This is a genomic window from Pararoseomonas baculiformis (genome assembly GCF_017813395.1).
In the GTDB taxonomy this organism is placed as follows: domain Bacteria; phylum Pseudomonadota; class Alphaproteobacteria; order Acetobacterales; family Acetobacteraceae; genus Roseomonas; species Roseomonas baculiformis.
This window is the reverse complement of the sequence record NZ_JAGIZB010000045.1, coordinates 1-17,844: the sequence shown is the minus strand read 5'-3', so window position 1 is coordinate 17,844 and position 17,844 is coordinate 1. Positions and strand designations below refer to the sequence as shown.

At 71.5% G+C, this 17,844-nt stretch carries 14 protein-coding genes and 1 pseudogene; 8 read left to right on the top strand and 7 right to left on the bottom strand.

The annotated features are described in order from the left end of the window. The first annotated feature begins 345 nt into the window (after positions 1 to 345). Positions 346 to 2,760: a polysaccharide biosynthesis/export family protein gene (locus J8J14_RS23020; protein ID WP_245216103.1), complete on the top strand. Its 2,415-nt coding sequence runs from the start codon at positions 346 to 348 to the stop codon at positions 2,758 to 2,760. 15 nt (positions 2,761 to 2,775) lie between these two features. Here J8J14_RS23020 and J8J14_RS23015 read toward each other — a convergent pair whose 3' ends face one another. Further along, positions 2,776 to 3,126: a hypothetical protein gene (locus tag J8J14_RS23015; protein ID WP_209381891.1), complete on the bottom strand. Its 351-nt coding sequence runs from the start codon at positions 3,124 to 3,126 to the stop codon at positions 2,776 to 2,778. 220 nt (positions 3,127 to 3,346) lie between these two features. Here J8J14_RS23015 and J8J14_RS23010 point away from each other — a divergent pair, with 220 nt between their 5' ends. Then, positions 3,347 to 3,493, top strand: coding sequence for a hypothetical protein (locus J8J14_RS23010; RefSeq protein WP_209381890.1), 147 nt, complete (start codon positions 3,347 to 3,349; stop codon positions 3,491 to 3,493). Between the two features lie 18 nt (positions 3,494 to 3,511). Here J8J14_RS23010 and J8J14_RS23005 read toward each other — a convergent pair whose 3' ends face one another. Beyond that, positions 3,512 to 5,269, bottom strand: a complete 1,758-nt coding sequence (locus J8J14_RS23005) for an ABC transporter transmembrane domain-containing protein (protein ID WP_245216102.1) — start codon at positions 5,267 to 5,269, stop codon at positions 3,512 to 3,514. 10 nt (positions 5,270 to 5,279) lie between these two features. Further along, the gene (locus J8J14_RS23000) at positions 5,280 to 5,813 is read right to left on the bottom strand and encodes a metallophosphoesterase (protein WP_209381888.1); all 534 of its coding nucleotides are present in this window, start codon (positions 5,811 to 5,813) and stop codon (positions 5,280 to 5,282) included. Positions 5,814 to 5,915: 102 nt separating this feature from the next. Here J8J14_RS23000 and J8J14_RS22995 point away from each other — a divergent pair, with 102 nt between their 5' ends. Both J8J14_RS22995 and hydA read left to right on the top strand, forming a co-directional pair. Then, on the top strand, positions 5,916 to 6,068 hold the full coding sequence (locus tag J8J14_RS22995; protein ID WP_209381887.1) for a hypothetical protein: 153 nt from the start codon (positions 5,916 to 5,918) through the stop codon (positions 6,066 to 6,068). A 299-nt stretch (positions 6,069 to 6,367) separates the two neighbouring features. After that, positions 6,368 to 7,756, top strand: a complete 1,389-nt coding sequence (gene hydA, locus J8J14_RS22990) for a dihydropyrimidinase (RefSeq protein ID WP_209381886.1) — start codon at positions 6,368 to 6,370, stop codon at positions 7,754 to 7,756. Positions 7,757 to 7,771: 15 nt separating this feature from the next. Here the strand turns inward: hydA and J8J14_RS22985 are convergent, their stop codons facing one another. Beyond that, positions 7,772 to 7,981: a hypothetical protein gene (locus J8J14_RS22985; RefSeq protein ID WP_209381885.1), complete on the bottom strand. Its 210-nt coding sequence runs from the start codon at positions 7,979 to 7,981 to the stop codon at positions 7,772 to 7,774. A gap of 126 nt (positions 7,982 to 8,107) precedes the next feature. Between J8J14_RS22985 and J8J14_RS22980 the strand changes: the two genes are divergently transcribed. Beyond that, positions 8,108 to 11,782, top strand: a complete 3,675-nt coding sequence (locus J8J14_RS22980) for a hydantoinase B/oxoprolinase family protein (protein ID WP_209381884.1) — start codon at positions 8,108 to 8,110, stop codon at positions 11,780 to 11,782. 165 nt (positions 11,783 to 11,947) lie between these two features. Beyond that, positions 11,948 to 12,265 (top strand): hypothetical protein, encoded by a 318-nt coding sequence (locus tag J8J14_RS22975; RefSeq protein ID WP_209381883.1) that lies wholly within the window; start codon positions 11,948 to 11,950, stop codon positions 12,263 to 12,265. Positions 12,266 to 12,341: 76 nt separating this feature from the next. Here the strand turns inward: J8J14_RS22975 and guaD are convergent, their stop codons facing one another. Further along, positions 12,342 to 13,661, bottom strand: a complete 1,320-nt coding sequence (gene guaD, locus J8J14_RS22970) for a guanine deaminase (RefSeq protein ID WP_209381882.1) — start codon at positions 13,659 to 13,661, stop codon at positions 12,342 to 12,344. Positions 13,662 to 13,773: 112 nt separating this feature from the next. Here guaD and J8J14_RS22965 point away from each other — a divergent pair, with 112 nt between their 5' ends. Next, positions 13,774 to 14,781: a Bug family tripartite tricarboxylate transporter substrate binding protein gene (locus tag J8J14_RS22965; protein WP_209381881.1), complete on the top strand. Its 1,008-nt coding sequence runs from the start codon at positions 13,774 to 13,776 to the stop codon at positions 14,779 to 14,781. Positions 14,782 to 14,850: 69 nt separating this feature from the next. Here J8J14_RS22965 and pckA read toward each other — a convergent pair whose 3' ends face one another. Then, positions 14,851 to 16,455: a phosphoenolpyruvate carboxykinase (ATP) gene (gene pckA, locus J8J14_RS22960; protein ID WP_209381880.1), complete on the bottom strand. Its 1,605-nt coding sequence runs from the start codon at positions 16,453 to 16,455 to the stop codon at positions 14,851 to 14,853. 234 nt (positions 16,456 to 16,689) lie between these two features. On the opposite strand from pckA, the gene J8J14_RS22955 reads away from it, so the two are divergent. Next, positions 16,690 to 17,655: a Bug family tripartite tricarboxylate transporter substrate binding protein gene (locus J8J14_RS22955; protein ID WP_209381879.1), complete on the top strand. Its 966-nt coding sequence runs from the start codon at positions 16,690 to 16,692 to the stop codon at positions 17,653 to 17,655. Positions 17,656 to 17,746: 91 nt separating this feature from the next. On the opposite strand, the pseudogene J8J14_RS22950 reads toward J8J14_RS22955, so the two are convergent. Then, positions 17,747 to 17,844, bottom strand: a pseudogene (locus tag J8J14_RS22950) (IS630 family transposase); the annotation flags it as partial.

Sequence of the window (17,844 nt, the reverse complement as noted above, 5' to 3'; positions counted from 1 at the left end):
ATCACCGCGGCGAAGCGGGTCGGCAGGCAGAGCATGGCGGCGTCTCTTGGCGGGGACGCATCCACCCTAGCCGGTCAGCCCGCTCCGCCGCCTCTCCTCAGCTCAAATGGCCAAAGTCGAGCTTAGAGCTGCCTGCCCAGTGTCGCCCCGGAGCCCACACCGGGTTCAAGCCCGTAAGCTCGACATGCCCTTGCGGCCAGAGGCACGCCAGGACCCGCGCTGATTTCCATCTGGGCAGTCGCCGTGCCTGCACGTCCCGGGCCTCGGAACGGATGTGGGAGGACCCGCAGGTAAGGACTTCGCTTTCGGGTAAGCACATCGTTCATGAGAAAGATGTTCGTTTTGTTGGCCCACGCGCGCCTGCCGGAACAGCAGCCCCCGCTGCGCCAGTTCGGCTACGACACCTTCCGCAACCTCGCCCCGCCGGCGGGCGGGTCATCCGCCCTGGTCGGGGCACTGCCGGACGACTACGTGCTCGGCCGCGACGACGAGGTGGCGATCGCCATCCGCGGCCGCTCCCGCCAGTCCCTCTCGCTGCGCGTCGGGCGGGACGGCAGCATCACCCTTCCCGACCTCGCCCCCTTCCCGGCCGCCGGCCGGACCCTGCGGGAGCTGCGCGCGGATATCGAAACACGGGTGGCGCGGGAACTCGGCGGATCGGAAGCCTTCGTCTCCATCGGGCAGACGCGGCAGATCGCGATCTTCGTGGCGGGGGAGGTGATGCGCCCCGGCCTGGTCCCCCTGCCCGCCCTGTCCTCCCTGCTGGATGCGCTGGGCGCCGCGGGCGGCATCCGCCGCACCGGCAGCCTCCGCGCCGTGCGGGTGGAAGGGCCCGGCGGCACGCGGGTCGTGGATCTCTACGCCGCCATCGCGGGCACGCCTGGCCTGCCCAACCTCACCCTGCGGGAAGGGGAGCGCGTGGTGGTGCCGCCGCTCGGCGGCGTGGTGGCGCTGGGCGGGGACGTGACGCGCCCGGGCATCTATGAACTGCCCGCCGGTACCGCCGCCGCCCCGCTCTCCTCCATGCTCGCCCTCGCCGGCGGCGCGCTGCGCCCGGCGGGGAACCGGTTCCTCTCCACCGGCACGGATGCGGGCGGGCGCCGCGCGATGTCCGAGCTCGCCCCCGGCTCCGCCCTGCGGCGGGGCGATGCGGTGGTGGTCTCCCCCGGGGTGGACGCGATGGCGGGCGGGCTGCGGCTGGCCGGGCATGTGGCCGCACCGGTCACGCGCGGGATCGGGCCGCGCGGCCCGGGGCTGCGCGCCCTGCTGGCCGATCCCCGCGTCATCCGCCCCGATCCCTATGTGCGCATGGGCGTGGTCTGGCGGCTGGATGAGCGCACGCGGGTCCGCCGGTTCATCCCCTTCGACCTGGGCCGGGTGATGCAGGGCGGCGCCGAACTGCCGCTGCACGAAGGGGATGAGGTGATCCTCCTCTCCCAGGCGGATGTGCTCTGGCTCGCCTCCCCCGCCGTGCAGCGCGCCTTGCGGGGCGAGGTGGCGGCGCCGGCCGCCCTCCCGCCCGCGCTGCCCGGCGCGGCGCAGCCCATCACCGCCGTGCAGGCCCAGCCGGAATCCTGCCCGGCCCTCCTTGCGCTCGCCGTGGCGGCGAAATCCTCGCCGCTGCGTTTCGCCCATGCGCGCAGCGCCGGCTTCCCCGATATCGGCGCGGCGGGCTGCCCGCAGCTCTTCCTCGACTATCCCGCCCTGCTCCCCTTCCTGCTGGACCAGGCCGTGCTGCTGGCGGGCGAGGTGCGGCTGCCCGGCCTCTATCCCGTGCTGGACGACACGGGGCTGGACATGGTTCTCGCCGCCGCGGGCGGCGCGGCGGACACGGCCGATCTGTCGGCCGTGGAATTCGCGCGGGAGCCGCTGGAGAACGCCGGTGCCATCCCCCTCTCCCGCACGCTGCTGGACCTGCGCTCCCGCAATTTCGCCGCCATCCGCCTCTCCCCGCGCGATGCCGTGCGCGTGCCCCGCGGCTTCGGGGACCGCGACACCGGCCCCGTCATGCTGGTGGGGGAATTCCTGCGGCCCGGCACCTATGACATCCGGCGCGGCGAGCGCCTCTCGGAGCTTCTCGCCCGTGCGGGCGGGCTGACGGCGCAGGCCTATCCCTATGGCGCGGTCTTCACCCGCGAAAGCGTGCGCCAGCGCCAGCAGGAAGGGTTCCAGCGCACGGCGCGAGAACTGGAGACAAGCCTGATCCAGGTGGCCGCCGGCCAGGCCGTCGCCGGCAGCCGCCAGGGCAATCTCGATCTGGGCGGCGCCATCAATGCGGGCCAGGCGCTGGCCGGCACGCTGCGCGAAGCCCGCGCCGCCGGGCGCATGGTGGTGGAGGCGAACCCCGTGGTGCTGGCCGCGCGGCCGGAACTGGACGTGCTGCTGGAACCGGGCGACCTCCTCGTCATCCCCAAGCGCCCGAACGAGGTGACAGTGGTGGGCGCGGTGCTGAACCCGGGCAGCCTGCAATTCGCCACGGGCTGGAAGGCCAGCCAGTATGTGCGGGCCGCCGGCGGGGAGCAGCGCTTCGCCGACATCTCCCGCGCCTTCATCGTGCTGCCCAATGGGCAGAGCGTGCCCGCGGGGCTGGGCAGCTGGCAGGCGGGCGGGCCGCCCATCCCGCCGGGCAGCCTCGTCGTCGTGCCCCAGGACCCTTCGCCCTACGAGACCTGGGGCTTCATCCGGGACCTCACCTCCGTGCTCGGCCAGATCTCGATCAGCTCGGCCGCGCTGGCGGTGATCGCGCGGCAGGCGCGGTAGCGCGCGCTCCCCGGGTCAGGGCGCGCAGGCAAGGCCCAGCACGGGCACCGTGCCCTGGCCGGGGGCGAAGGGGCGCAGCTGGCGGTAGCTGCCATCCGGGGCCTGGCAGGCAAATGCGATCGCCTGCCCCGGCCGGATGAGAAAACCCTGGATCCCGGCCGGCGCAGGAACGAAGCCCGGAAGGGTCACCGCACCGGTTCCTCCGCTTCCGGTTCCGGTTCCAGTTCCGGGCCCGCCCCTGCCCTCGCCTTCCACCCTCGTCTTCGGCCCCGCCGTCTGGGCGGCGGCCATGCCGGCGGAAAGGGCGACGCCGAGCGCGAGGCCGGCCAGGAAGCCAGGACGGATGCGGGAAAGGCGGTGCAGCAAGGGAATCCTCCGCTTGGATGGGAACGGCGCGGATGATGATCCGGCAACGCGGCCGGGACCAAGCACCCTCGCGCCGATCGCCGGGATCGTCGCCGCCTATCCCCCGGGCGGCGCTCACGGGATTGCGTCGCGGTCCCCGGCCTGGCGGTGCTAGGCTTCCTGCCACGGCGCTCGCGCCGCCCAAGCCGGCTTCTCCAACGGCATCTGCCGGAGGCCTCACATGGAAACCCTGTCCCACAGGCCCCGGGGACGCGTCCCCGGAATCAGCCTCCCCGTGGTGATCCTCGTCCTCGGGCTGGTGGTGGCCTTCGTCCTGCTTGAATACGTCTTCGACTGGCCCATCCATCTGCGCCAGGGCGGGCCCTGACCCGAAGGTCCGGCGGCTCTACCCGAGGGTGAATTGCAGCCGGGCCAGGCGGGCATAGAGCCCGCCTTCCTGAACCAGCCGCTCGTGGCGTCCTTCCTCCACCACGCGGCCATCCTCCATCACCACGATCCGGTCGGCGCGCCGCACCGTGGCCAGGCGGTGCGCGATCACCAGCACCGCGCGCCCGCGCGAAAGCCGGGCCAGGGCGGCCTGCACCGCCGCCTCGCTCTCGGCGTCCAGCGCGCTCGTCGCCTCGTCCAGCAGCAGCAGCGGCGGATCGCGCAGCACGGCGCGGGCAATGGCGATGCGCTGGCGCTGCCCGCCGGAAAGCCGCACCCCCTTCTCGCCCAGGAAGGTGCCGTAGCCCTGCGGCAGCCCCTCGATGAAGCCGGCCGCATCGGCGGCCTCCGCCGCGGCGCGGATCTCCGCATCCGAGGCGCCCGGCCGGCCATAGCGGATATTCTCCCGCACATCGGCGCTGAAGATCACGGGATCCTGCGGCACCAGCCCGATGCGCGCGCGGATATCGGCGGGATCCGCCGCGCGCAGATCCACCCCATCCAGCATCACCCGGCCGGAATCCGGATCCCGGAAGCGGAGCGCGAGCTGGAACAGGGTGGTCTTCCCCGCGCCGGAAGGGCCGACCAGCGCCACCGTCTCCCCGGGCTCCACCACCAGGGAAACGCCATCCAGCGCCAGGGCCTCCGGGCGGCTGGGATAGCGCAGGCTGACCTCCTCGAAAGCCAGGCGACCCACGGGACGGCCCGGCACGGAGGCGGGAAGCGGCACGGGATCGGCCGGCGGCCGGACCTCGGGTTCCACGGCCAGGAACTCCGCCACGCGCTCCGCCGCGCCGGCCGCGCGCTGCACCTCGCTCCACAATTCGGAGAGCGAGGTGACGGAGGTGGCGAGCAGCACGGCATAGAAGACAAAGGCCGAGAGCTGGCCGCCCGTCAGCCGCCCGGCCAGCACGGCATGCCCCCCCACCCAGAGGCTGAGGGTGATGGCACCGAAGCCGAGCAGGATGATGGACAGCATGAGGAAGGCGCGCACCCGCACCCGCGCCAGGGATGCCGCCACGCTCTGCTCCGCGCGCCCGGTGAAGTGCCGGAGATCCGCCGCCTCATGCCCATGGGCCTGCACGGTGGGCATGGCGTTCAGTGTTTCCTCCGCCTGCGCGCCGAGATCCGCCACGCGTTCCTGCGCCACGCGGCTCAGCCGCCGCTCCCGGCGGCCGAACACCACCAGCGGCAGCACGACCAGCGGCGTGACCGCGATGACGAGGAAGGTGAGGCGCGGGCTGGTGAAGAACAGCATCGCCAGGGCGCCCAGCGCCGTGATCAGCGCGCGCAGCCATTGCGAGACGGCGGCCCCCACCAGGCCGCGCAGGATCTCCGTGTCCGCCGTCAGCAGGGTCAGCACGTCGCCCGTGCGGCGCTGCTCGTAATGGCTCGGCGGCAACCGCAGCGCATGGGCGAAGACGCGCTGCCGCAGCGCCAGCCCGATATGCTCGCCCAGCCAGGAAACCAGGAAGAAGCGGCTGGCCGTGCTGATGCCCAGCAGCACCACCAGCCCCAGCATCAGCAGCGCGTGATGGTCCAGGCTGGAGGTGCCGCCGGCGCCAGAGAAGCCGTCATCCACGATGCGGCGGAGCCCCTGGCCCAGAAGCAGCAGCAGCCCCGCCGCCGTGGCCATGGCCAGCACCGCCCCGGCCACGCGCCCCGCATGGGGCCGCAGCAGGGGAAGGACGATCTGCAGGGCAGGCAGGCGGGTCATGCGCGGGGGCTCACGCATCCGGTGCGTCGGGTGCCGATAATACACGCTTCGTGCCGCGGCGTGGGACGCGGAGATCAGAAAGTCGCACGGGGCGGTAGCCGCTCGGGTCCACGCCCACGTCGAACTGGCGCGGCAGCGGCTTCAGCCGCCCATGGGAATGGCCATGCAGGTTCCAGGCGCCCTTGCCCTGCCCGTTCCAGCTGCGGAAGGGATAATGGCAGAGCACCAGCGCCTGCCCCTCGCGTTCAAGCTCGACATAGGGCTGCACGCTGGCCCAGCCCGGCAGGGCGCGGATCGCCGGCGGGTCGTTGTTGCCCCAGACCAGATGTTTCACGCCATGGAGGGATCCGAGGAGCCCGGCCGGGTTGCGATGGCCCACGGCGAAATCGCCCAGGTGCCACACCTCGTCCTCCGGCCCCACCGCGGCATTCCAGGCCTCGGCCAGGGCGGCATCCATGGCAGCCGTGCTGTCGAAGGGACGGCGCATCAGGGCGCGCAGGGCGCCATGGCCGAAATGCGTGTCGGCGGTGAACCAGGCTGGCATGGCGCCACCTCAGCCCCGGGCATCCGGGGCGGTGGGGAGTGTCAGCATTCCGTCAGCGGCACGGCGCAGGCTCCCCCCGTTCCGGCGATCAGGCCCCCTGCGATGTCGTCCAAACACCACGCCGTCCTTCCTGTTCTCTGCACCCTGTTCACTGCCTGGAGGCTGCTGAGCGGCACCCGTCATCGCCTGATCCGTGACGCGGCGCTCTGGCTGCGTGCCCCGGCGGACCGGCGCCCCACCTGGCGGGAGCGCTAGGCGGGCGCGCCGCCAGCAGGCACACAACACGCCAGGAACCCGGAAGTGCGCGCCCGGTCACGCGAGCTTCGCCAATTCCCTTCCAGGGCCGGCCGGGCGGCGCCTCGGCGCGAAGGCCGGGCTCCTGCCCCTCTGCCGGCCGGAGCGTAGCCGCGGCCCGGCCCGGCCATGACGCCCCGCCGTGCTGCGCCCCGAGGATGGCCGGGATCTTGCCTCGCCACGGCGGCATGATGCCGTCATTGCCTGGCAGGCGGCGATTCGCCATGCCACGACGCGGCGATTGCAGGGGAATTGCGGGCATGTTCGATCTGGCCATCCGCGGCGGCACCGCCGTTCTCGGCGATACGGTGGCACGCTGCGACATCGGCATCTCGGATGGCCGGATCGCCGCGATCGCGGACCGGATCGAGACGGCGGCGCAGGTGATCGACGCCACCGGCCAGCTGGTCCTGCCCGGCGGCGTGGACACCCATTGCCATATCGAGGAACCCTTCCCCGAAGGCGGCTTCCAGGAGGAGAGCTGGGAGAGTGCCTCCCGCTCCGCCCTGGCCGGGGGCACCACCTCGGTCGTCGCCCATACGCCGCAGTTCAAGGGCGGGATGCTGCTGGACCAGCACCGGGCGGCCCGCGCCCGCGCCGCAAGCGCCATGATCGACTACGGCTTCCACCAGATCATCGCCGATCCCTCGCCCGCCGCCATGGCCGAGATCCCCACCCTGGTGGCGGATGGGGTGGGCAGTCTCAAGGCGTTCATGACCTATGACGCCCTGCACCTGGATGACGCCGCCTTCCTGCGCGTGCTCCAGGCCGCGAAGCGCCACGGGCTGATGGTGCATGTGCATTGCGAGAACCACGACGCCATCCGCCTGGCCACGGAGGCCCTGCTCGCCGCCGGCTGCACCGCGCCGAAATACCACGCCACCTCCCGCCCGCCCGTGGTGGAGCGCGAGGCCACCGGCCGCGCCATCGCCCTTGCCGAGCTGGTGGGCCAGCCCATCCAGGTCTTCCACGTGTCCTGCGCCGAGGTGGCCGAGGAGATCGCCCGCGCCCAGGCGCGCGGCCTGCCCGTGAAAGGCGAGACCTGCCCGCAATATGTCACCCTCACCGCCGATGACATGGACCGGCCGGGCTTCGAGGGCGCGAAGTTCATGTGCAGCCCCGCCCCCCGCATGGCCGCCGACCATGAGGGCATCTGGGCCATGATCCGCCGCGGCGTGCTGGACGTGGTCACATCGGACCATTGCGGATTTTCCTTCGAAGGCGTGCGGGGCAAGGCAAGGAACGGGCGCGATGCGAGCTTCGACGCCATCCCCAACGGCATTCCCGGCCTGGCCGCCCGGCTGCCCATCATCTTCTCGGAAGGCGTCTCCAAGGGGTGGATCGGCCTGCCCGCCTTCGCGAAGCTGGTGGCGGAGAACCCAGCGAGGATCGCGGGCCTCTATCCCCGAAAGGGCGTGATCGCCGTGGGCAGCGATGCCGACCTGGTGCTGTGGGACGCCAGCCGCCCCGTGACCATCACCAACGCCCTGATGCAGCACGCCATCGACTACACGCCCTATGAGGGCATGCAGGTCACGGGCTGGCCCGCCGCCACCATCCGCCGCGGCGAGCTGGCCATGCGCGACGGCGAGGTGCTGGCCCGCCCCGGCTCCGGCCAGTGGCTGCCGCGCGGTCCGGCGGCGGGCTGAAGGCTTGCCGGCGCCTCAGAACGAGGCGCCGCGATTGTCGTCCGGCATGATCTCCTGGCCGCGCCCCGTGCCGGGATTGCCCCGGCTGATCGGGCCCGTCACCGGGTTCAAGGGCGTGACCCCGGGCACGGTGGCGCCGGGCGAATAGCCCTGGGTGCAGGCTGGCAGCAGGCCGGAAAGGGCGGCCAGAGCCGCCAGGAGGAGAAGGCCGCGCGGTTGCGTCATCGGGTTTCGTCCTCAACGGCAGACAACATCCTGAACGCTCCGCTCCCGCCGGGTTTGCGGGGGCGCGCGCTTTCCGCTCGCCCGGCGCCGGGCTAAGCATCACCGCGCCGCATCCAGGAGTTCCGCATGCCCGCCTCCGCCCGAACCTCGCCGAACCGGGCCTGGGACTTCTGGGTGGACCGCGGCGGCACCTTCACCGACGTGATCGGGCGCGATCCCCAGGGGCGGCTGCATGCCCGGAAGGTGCTTTCCGAGAATCCCGGCGCCTATCGCGATGCCGCCGTGCAGGGCATCCGGCTGCATCTGGGCCTCGCTTCCGGCGCGCCCATCCCCCAGGGCGCGGTGGGCGAGGTGCGGATGGGCACGACGGTCGCCACCAACGCCCTGCTGGAGCGCAAGGGCGAGCGCACCGCGCTGATCACCACGCGGGGCTTCCGCGATGCCCTGGCCATCGGCCACCAGGCCCGGCGCGACATCTTCGCCCGCCGCGTGGTGAAGCCCGAACTGCTCTATGCGCGGGTGGAGGAGATCAGCGAGCGCGTGCGGGCCGATGGCACGGTGGAAGCCGCGCTGGACGAGGGCGCGCTGCGCGCCACGCTGGAGGCGCTGAAGGCCGATGGCTTCCGCTCCCTGGCCATCGTCTTCCTGCATTCCTGGAAGTTCCCGGAGCACGAGGCCCGCGCCGCCGCCATGGCGCGGGAAATGGGTTTCGCCCAGGTCTCGGCCAGCCATGAGGTCGGGCCTCTCATCAAGCTTGTCGGCCGCGGCGACACCACGGTGGTGGACGCCTATCTCTCCCCCGTGCTGCGCCGCTACGTCGCGCAGGTGGAGGAGGAGCTGGATGTCGCCCGCACAGGCGCGCGGGTGATGTTCATGACCTCGGCCGGCGGCCTCACCGCCGCATCCCTCTTCCAGGGGCGCGACGCCATCCTCTCCGGCCCCGCCGGCGGTGTCGTGGCGCTGGCCCGCACGGGCGCCGAGGCCGGCTTCGAGAAGGTGATCGGCTTCGACATGGGCGGCACCTCCACCGATGTCGCCCATTATGCCGGCCAGTTCGAACGCGCACTGGAAACGGAGGTGGCGGGCGTGCGGATGCGCGCGCCGATGATGCTGATCCACACCGTGGCGGCGGGTGGCGGAAGCATCGTGCGCTACGCCGATGGGCGCCTTCGCGTGGGTCCGGAAAGCGCGGGCGCCAATCCCGGCCCGGCCTGCTACCGCCGCGGCGGCCCGCTGACCGTCACCGACTGCAATGTCATGACCGGCAAGCTGGTGCCGGACCTCTTCCCCTCCATCTTCGGCCCGGATCAGGACCAGCCGCTGGACGTGGAGGCCGTGCGCGAGGGCTTCGCGAAGCTGGCGGCCGAACTCGGCGGGGACCGCACGCCGGAATCGGTTGCCGATGGCGCGCTGCGCATCGCGGTCGCCGGCATGGCGGAGGCGATCAAGACCATTTCCGTCCAGCGCGGCTACGACATCACCAAATACGTGCTGAACGCCTTCGGCGGCGCCTCGGGCCAGCATGCCTGCCTGGTGGCGGATGCGCTGGCGATGACGCGCGTGCTGATCCACCCCTTCTCCGGCCTGCTCTCGGCCTATGGCATGGGCCTGGCCGATATCCGCGCCCTGCGCCAGCGCACACTCGACCAGCCGCTGGTGGATAAGGCGCTGGCGGGCATCGCCCCCGCCCTGCAAACCCTGGCCGCCGAGGCGCGGGCGGAGGTCCTGGCCCAGGGCGTCGGCGGTGATCTCCTTTCCACCCGCATCGCGCTCCAGCTCCGCTACGCCGGCACCGATACGCCACTGGAAATCCCCGCGCTGGAGATCCCGGGCGAGAGGGATGTGGCCGCCTCCGCCACCACGCTCCGCGCCGATGCGCTGCGCGAAGCCTTCGAGGCCGCGCATCTCGCCCGCTTCGGCTTCACCGATCCCTCCCGCGCCGTGGTGATCGAAGCGGCGCTGGCCGAGGCTGCCGGTGGCGGCGCCTCCGCCGCACTCGCCACGCGCGCGGGCGAAGGCGGCGCTGCCGAGCCGCTGCGCAGCACGCGCATCTTCTCGAACGGTGCATGGCACGATGCGGCCGTCTATCGCCGAGAGGCGCTGCGCCCGGGCCAGGCGGTGACCGGCCCCGCCCTGATCATCGAGCCGAACCAGACCGTGGTGGTGGAGCCCGGCTGGTCCGTGGTGCTCACCCCCGCCGACCATCTCGTGCTGGACCGCGTGGAGCCGCTCGCCCGCAACGCCGCGCTCGGCACGGAAGCCGACCCGGTCATGCTGGAGATCTTCAACAACCTCTTCCGCTCCATCGCCGAGCAGATGGGCGTCGCGCTGCAGAACACCGCCAGCTCCGTGAACATCAAGGAGCGGCTGGACTTCTCCTGCGCCGTCTTCGACGCGGAAGGAGGCCTCGTCTCCAACGCGCCGCATATCCCCGTTCATCTGGGATCCATGGATGGCAGCGTGGAAAGCGTCATCCGCGCCAACCCGAACCCCGGGCCCGGCGATGTCTGGGCCATCAACGCGCCCTATAACGGCGGCACGCATCTGCCCGACATCACCGTCTGCACGCCGGTCTTCGGCAAGGACGGCAAGGTGATCTTCTGGGTCGCCTCGCGCGGCCACCATGCCGATATCGGCGGCACCGCGCCCGGCTCCATGTCGCCCGACGCCACCACCATCGAGCAGGAGGGTGTCTATATCGACAATCTCCACCTCGTGGAGAGGGGCCGCTTCCGCGAGGATGCGGCGCTGGCGCTGCTGACCGGCGCGGCCTATCCCGCGCGCAACCCGCCGCAGAACATCGCGGACCTCAAGGCCCAGGTGGCGGCCAATGCGCGCGGCGCGGCGGAGCTGCTGCGCGCGGTGGAGAGCTTCGGCGCCGATGTCGTGCACGCCTACATGGCCCATGTGCAGGACAACGCGGCCGAGAGCGTGCGCCGCGTGCTGGACCGGCTGCCAGAGGATTCCTCCTTCGACTACGCCATGGATTCCGGCCGCCGCGTGCGCGTGCGGATCACCGTGGACCGCGCGGCGCGCGAGGCGGTGGTGGATTTCACCGGCACCTCCCCGCAGCAGCCGGATAACTTCAACGCGCCCCGCCCCGTCACCCGCGCGGCCGTGCTCTACTGCTTCCGCCTGCTGGTGGATTCCGACATCCCGATGAATGCCGGCTGCCTGCGGCCCATCCGCATCGTCGTGCCGGAAGCCTCCATGCTCTCCCCGCAATGGCCGGCGGCGGTGGTGGCGGGAAATGTGGAGGTGTCGCAGGCCGTCACCTCCGCGCTGCTCGCCGCCACTGGCTCCCTTGCCCCGGCGCAGAGCACGATGAACAACCTGACCTTCGGCAACGCCACCTACCAGTATTACGAGACCATCTGCTCCGGCGCCCCGGCGGGCGAGGGCTTCGACGGCGCGCCGGGCGTGCAGACCCACATGACAAATTCCCGCCTGACCGACCCGGAGATCCTGGAAACCCGCTTCCCCGTGGTGCTGGAGGAATTCTCCATCCGCCCGGATTCCGGCGGGCAGGGGCAATGGAAGGCCGGCGACGGCACGCGCCGCACGATCCGCTTCCTGGAGGACATGGAGGTCGCCATCCTCGCAGGGCACCGGGAGGTGCCGCCCCCCGGCCTTCTCGGCGGTGAGGCGGGCGAGCTGGGCCAGAACCTCGTCCGCCGGCTGGACGGAAGGGTGGAGAAGCTGCCGGGCTGCGCCCGCTCGGCCCTGAAGGCCGGGGAGGCGGTGACCATCGTCACCCCGACAGGGGGCGGATACGGCCCGCTTGCCAGGCGGGGGCGTTGAGCCCCGCCCGGAAGGCGGCACCGGGCGCGTTCTCCAGGACACAACTTAACCCTGAGCCGCAGCCACTTCTCGCAACCCCGTGAAAAGGCCGGTGACGCGCGTCGCGCTGGGCCTTAGAAGAGCCTCCGCCCCGCGCAACGGGGTGCTGTTCCCGAGGACGAACCAGTGACCAAGACGATCCTGAAGGCCGCGCTGCTCCCGTCGCTGGCCCTGCTGGCGGCCTGTGCCGCCACCCCGCCGCCGCCCCCGGCCGTTGCTCCCCCGCCCGAGGAGGCCTTCCGCCCGGCCTGCCAGCAGCGCCTGCCCGGCGCGACCGAGTTCGGCCTCAAGAAGTGCATGTATGAGGAGCTGGACCGCTCCCGCGCCCCGGCCCCGGCCAGCGTGACCCCGGCGGCTGCCACGCCGGCCCCCGCCGCCACCCCGGCCCCTGCCTCGGCCCCGGCCCGGAACTCCACGAGCCGCACCCGCGCCCGCGCCCGCTGAACGCAGCGGTCCCGGCAGCACGCCGGAAGGATGCCTTGCCCGGCCCGTCCCCTCGCGGGGGCGGGCCGGCGCCGTTTCAGGCCGGGGGAGCATCCCGTTCATGGGCCAGGCGGCCGGCCACATAGGTGGCGCGCACCGCCCGCTCATCGCCCAGCGCCATGAGGGCGAAGAGGAGGTCGGCCAAGTCCCGCCGCCCCTCGGTCCGCAGGGCCAGGGCAGGCGTGGCGCGCGGGTCCAGCACCACCATGTCCGCCTCCATCCCCGGCGCGATGGTGCCGATCCGGTCCTCCAGCCGCAGCGCCTCCGCCCCGCCTCGCGTGGCCAGCCAGAAGGCCTGGGCCGGGTGCAGCCGCGCCCCGCGCAGCCGCGCGACCTTGTAGGCATCCCCCAGACTGCGCAGCGTGGACAGGGAGGTGCCCGCGCCGACATCGCTGCCCAGCGCCACCCGCACCCCCTCCCCCGCCACGTCATGCAGCCGGAACAGCCCGCTGCCGAGAAAGAGGTTGGAGCTGGGGCAATGCGCCACGCCGCAGCCGCTTTCGCGCAAGCCGGCGATGTCGCCCTCGTTCACATGCACCGCATGGCCCATCACGGCGCGCGGCCCCACCAGCCCCGCGCGGTCATAGACATCGAGATAGGATGAAGCGGCGGGAAACAGTTCCCGCACCCAGGCGATCTCCTTCTCCGTCTCGCAGAGATGGGTTTGCACATAGGTGCCGGGATGATCCCACCAGAGCCGCCCTGCGGCCTGCAGCGCCGCATCGGTGCAGGAGGGCGCGAAGCGCGGCGTGATGGCGTAGAGCAGCCGCCCGCGACCATGCCAGCGCGCGATCAGGCGGCGCGTGGCGGGAATGCCGTGGTCCTCGCCATCCAGCAATCCCTCGGGCGCGTTGCGGTCCATCAGCACCTTGCCGGCGATGATCCGCATCCCCAGCCGCTCCGCCCCGGCGAAGAGGGCGTTGGCGGAATGCTCGTGCACCGTGCAATAGACGGCGGCGGTGGTGGTGCCCGCACGCAGCAGCTCGCGCAGGAAAATCCCGGCCGCCCGCGCGGCATGCGCCGCATCGGCGAAGCGCAGCTCGGTGGGAAAGGTGTAGCGCCGCAGCCAGTCCAGCAGGGTCTCCCCGAAGGCGCCCGTCATCTCCAGCTGGGGGTAGTGGACATGCGCATCCACGAAGCCCGGAGCGATGATGCCCTCGGGATAGTGGTGCACCTCAAGGTCGTCCGGGTGGCGCGGGCGTTCCGCCGCATGGTCGCCAAAGCCGGTGATCACCCCGTCCCGCATGACGACCAGCGCATCGGGCCAATGCACCAGCGCCTCCTCCGCCTCACCCTGGAAGGGATCGTGGCGGAAGGTGAAGGCGGGGCCGCGAAGGCCGATGGGTCCGTTCGTCACGCGCCACTCCGTCCTGCCGGGCGCATCATGCCATCACGACCGGGGCCGTGAAGCGGCTTGCAGCGGAGGGGGCGCCGTGGCCTGCTCACCCAATCTCCGGAGGCAAACGACCATGCAGCGCCGCCATCTCCTGCCGCTCCTCGCGGCCCCCGCTCTCATAACCCGCGCCCAGGCTCAGGGAACCTCTCAGGGAACCTCCCAGGGAAGCCCTCAGGGAACGGGCCAGGGGCGCCCCATCACGCTCATCGTGCCCTATGCCGCCGGCGGCGGCACGGACATCGTGGCGCGGGAACTGGCGCCGATCCTGATGGAGCAGCTGGGCCAGAACGTCATCGTGGAGAACCGCGGCGGGGCCGCGGGCCATGTGGGCGCCACCGCCGTCGCCCGCGCGCGGCCGGATGGCACCACGCTGCTCTTCGCCGTCTCCACCAACATCGTGGTGAACCCGCATCTGCAGCGGAACGACCGGATCAACCTCTCCACCGCCCTGGCGCCCGTCACCAAGGCCAGCTCCTACCAGTACGTCCTGGTGATCGACCCGAAGGTGCAGGCCAACACGCTGCAGGAGCTGATCGCGGCCGGGAAGCGGCCGGGGGCGGGCTTCACCTTCTCCTCCGGCGGTGTCGGCTCCAACAACCATCTGGCCGGCGTGCTCTTCGCCGAGGCAGCGGGGCTGGAGATGGAGCACATCTCCTATCGCGGCACCGCGCCCGCCCTGCAGGACGTGGTGGCGGGCCGGGTGACGATGAACTTCTCCTCGCCCCCGCCCGCCGTGCCCCTGGCCAAGGACGGGCGGCTGCGCGCCATCGCCGTGACGGGCGAGCACCGCCTGCCCTCCCTGCCCGAGGTGCCCACCCTCTCCGAGGCCGGGCTGCCCGGCATCGTCATCCTGGGCTGGCACGGCATCTTCGCCCCTGCCGGCACGCCGGATGCCGAGATGAGCCGGCTGGAGGCTGCGGCCAACAAGGCCATCCGCGACCCGCGCTTCGCCCGCAGCCTGGAACGCGACGGGCTGGAAGTGGCCGCGGCCCAGCCCCGCGCCGATTTCGCGAAGGCAATCCGCGAGGAATATGATTTCTGGGGCAGGAAGGTGCGGGAGCTGGACCTGAAGGCGGAGTAGGCGCCGCGGCCCGGACACGAAAAAGGGGGCCGCGAGGCCCCCTTTCCCGTTCAATGCCTGAAGAATGGATCAGGCCGCGGCCTTGATCGCCGCCTTCTTCACATCCTCGCTCACCGCGCCGGCGAAGGTCTCGAAATTCGCCTCGAAGCGGGACTGGAGGTCCTTGGCGGTCTTGTCATAGGCCGCCTTGTCCGCCCAGCTGTCGCGCGGGTTCAGCACCTCGGCCGGAATGCCCTCCACCGCCTTCGGGATGGCCAGGCCGAAGAAGGGCTCCTGCACGAACTCGGCCTTGGACAGCGAGCCATCCAGCGCGGCGCGCAGCAGGGCGCGGGTGTGCTTGATGGACATGCGCTGGCCCGTGCCGTAGGCGCCGCCGGTCCAGCCGGTGTTCACCAGCCACACCTGCGCGCCGTCGCGCTCGATCAGCTCGGCCAGCATCTTGCCGTACACCTCGGGGTGGCGCGGCAGGAAGGGGGCGCCGAAGCAGGTGGAGAAGGTGGCCTGCGGCTCCTTGCCCAGGCCCTTCTCCGTGCCCGCCACCTTCGCGGTGTAGCCGGACATGAAGTGGTACATCGCCTGCGCCGGGGTCAGCTTCGCGATCGGCGGCAGCACGCCGAAGGCATCGGCCGTCAGCATCACCACGTTCTTCGGCAGGCCGGCCATGCCGCCGGGCTGCGTGTTCGGGATGAACTCGACCGGGTAGCAGGAGCGCGTGTTCTCGGTCAGCGAGCCATTGTCGAGATCGAGGTTGCCGCGCTCATCGGCGACCACGTTCTCCAGCACGGCGCCGAAGCGGTGGGAGGCATCCCAGATCTGCGGCTCGGCGTCCTTGGAAAGCTTGATGACCTTGGCGTAGCATCCGCCCTCGAAGTTGAAGACGCCCGTCTTCGTCCAGCCATGCTCGTCATCGCCGATCAGCGCGCGCTCGGGATCGGAGGAGAGCGTGGTCTTGCCCGTGCCGGACAGGCCGAAGAACAGCGCCGTGTCACCGGCCTTGCCCACATTGGCCGAGCAGTGCATCGGCAGCACGCCCTTGGCCGGCAGCAGCCAGTTCATCACGGTGAAGATGCTCTTCTTGATCTCGCCGGCGTAGCTGGTTCCGGCGACCGCGATGATCTTCTTCGCGAAGGAGAGCGCGATCAGCGTGGTGGAGCTGGCGCGGCCGCCATGCTCGGCCTTCGCCTCCATCTCCGGGGCGTGCAGGATCACGTAGTCCGGCTCAAAGCCCTCCAGCTCCTCCACCGGGGGGCGGATGAACATGTTGCGGGCGAACATGGCGTGCCAGGCATTGGTGGTCACCAGCCGCACCTTGATGCGGTGCGCGGGGTCGGCGCCGGCATAGAGGTCCTGGGTGAACAGCTCCGGCTGCGCGCCGAGGAAGGCGCGGACATCGGTGGTGAAGGCCTCGAACTTCGCGGGATCGAGCTTCTGGTTGACCTTGCCCCACCAGATCTCCTGCGTGACCTCGGGATCATCGGCCACGAACTTGTCGGCGACCGAACGGCCGGTATGCACGCCGGTCACGGCCATGAAGGCGCCATCGGCGGAAAGCCGGCCCTCGCCGCGGCGAAGGGCATGGGTGGTCAGGCCGGGGGCAGTGAGGTTCGCATGCACCGTCTGGGGGGCGGACACGCCAGTGCCGGACAGGGCGCGGGCATGGGTAGTGTCGGTCATTGTTAAGTGCGTGCCTCCGGCTGGCCGGTCCCCCTGAATGACGGGAACCGTTGGGAATGGGCCCTAATGTCGCGCAGCACGAGAGCAAAATTAAGGCTGGATTGCAGGGAGCCGCGAAAATAACCGTATAGTTACTTAACATTCCGCACCCCACTGTACCCTCACGGGGCGGGGTGCAGGGTGGTCAAGCCTATCCAGCTCCTTGATGATGGTAAAAAAGAACGGAGGACGTCCATGAAAATCGCGACCCGGCGCGCCATGCTCGCCGCCGCGCTGCTCTTTCCCGCCGCATCCCGCGCCGCCCTGCCGGACCGGCCCCTGCGAATCGTCCTCGGCTTCCCGCCGGGCAGCGGGCCGGACCTCGTCGCCCGCCTCCTGGCCGATGGGCTGAAGGACGGACTTCCCGCCGGGGTGGTGGTGGACAACAAGCCCGGCGCCGCCGGCGCCATCGCCGCGCAGGAGGTGGCGCGTGCCGCGCCAGACGGCACCACCCTTCTCCTTGGTGAGGTCGGGCAGCTCGCCATGGCGCCCAGCACCTATGCCCGCCTGCCCTACGACCCCGCGCGCGACTTCGCGCCCATCGCCGAAGTGGCCGCGGCCGATTTCGCCCTGGTGGTCCCTGCCTCCATCCCCGTGGGCAGCTTCGCGGAATACCTGGCCTGGGCGAAGGCTCGTCCTTCCATCTTCCTCGGCACCTTCGGGGCAGGCACGCCCGGCCATTTCGGCGCCGCCATCCTGGCCAACAGCGCCGGGCTGAAAGCCGAGCCCGTCCATTTCCGCTCCACCGGAGATGCCATGGGCGCGGTGCTGAACGGCAATGTCCAGGGCATGTTCGGCACGGTGGCGCTCGTGGCACCCCATGTCCGCGACGGAAGGCTGAAGGCCCTGGCCGTCACCGGCCCCGCCCGCTCCCCCCTGCTGCCCGGCGTGCCGGGCGTGGCGGAACTCAACCAGCCCGACCTCGCCTTCAACGCCTGGTTCGGCCTGGTGGCCCCGGCCGCCACCCCGGCCGCGGTCAGAGACGCGCTGGAAGGCGCCACGCTCCGCGCCCTCCGCAGCCCGGCCCTCCAGAACCGCATGCAGGAAGCCGGGTTCCGCGTGGCCGGCAACGGGCAGGCCGCCTTCGGGACGCTGATGCGGGAAGAAACGGCGCGCTGGGCCGGGGTGGTGCGGGCAACCGGGTTCCGCGCCATCGAGTGATGCCGCATCCCGGGGAGAGGAAGAAGGAATTCTTCCTCTCCCCGGACCCCTCACCATCATCTTCTTCTAGAGCGGTTTCCCATAAGTCTGGGTCGTAACCAGCTGCGGCGAAGTAGTTGGTGCATTCGGCTGGGGTGAAGGTTGGGATGAGGCGGCCGATGGTGTTCCAGAGGCCATCGACGGTGCGCT